General features: G+C 55.0%; 1 rRNA gene. It reads left to right on the top strand.

Annotated features, from left to right (window positions below):
• A 16S ribosomal RNA gene (locus ACW9JV_RS19300) occupies positions 1–489 on the top strand; the annotation flags it as partial.

The following is a 489-nucleotide window of genomic DNA, read 5'->3' as shown; positions in this document are numbered from 1 at the left end:
ACTTGAGTACAGGAGAGGAGAGTGGAATTCCACGTGTAGCGGTGAAATGCGTAGAGATGTGGAGGAACACCAGTGGCGAAGGCGGCTCTCTGGCCTGTAACTGACGCTGAGGCGCGAAAGCGTGGGGAGCGAACAGGATTAGATACCCTGGTAGTCCACGCCGTAAACGTTGAGTGCTAGGTGTTAGGGGTTTCGACGCCCTTAGTGCCGAAGCAAACGCATTAAGCACTCCGCCTGGGGAGTACGACCGCAAGGTTGAAACTCAAAGGAATTGACGGGGGCCCGCACAAGCGGTGGAGCATGTGGTTTAATTCGACGCAACGCGAAGAACCTTACCAGGTCTTGACATCTTCTGGCCGCTCCAGAGATGGAGTTTTCCCCTTCGGGGGACAGAATGACAGGTGGTGCATGGTTGTCGTCAGCTCGTGTCGTGAGATGTTGGGTTAAGTCCCGCAACGAGCGCAACCCTTAACCTTAGTTGCCAGCATT

The sequence above is a fragment of the Salibacterium sp. K-3 genome (assembly GCF_054052005.1).
Note: the sequence above shows the minus strand (reverse complement) of the source record. Positions and strands in the feature narration are given on the sequence as shown.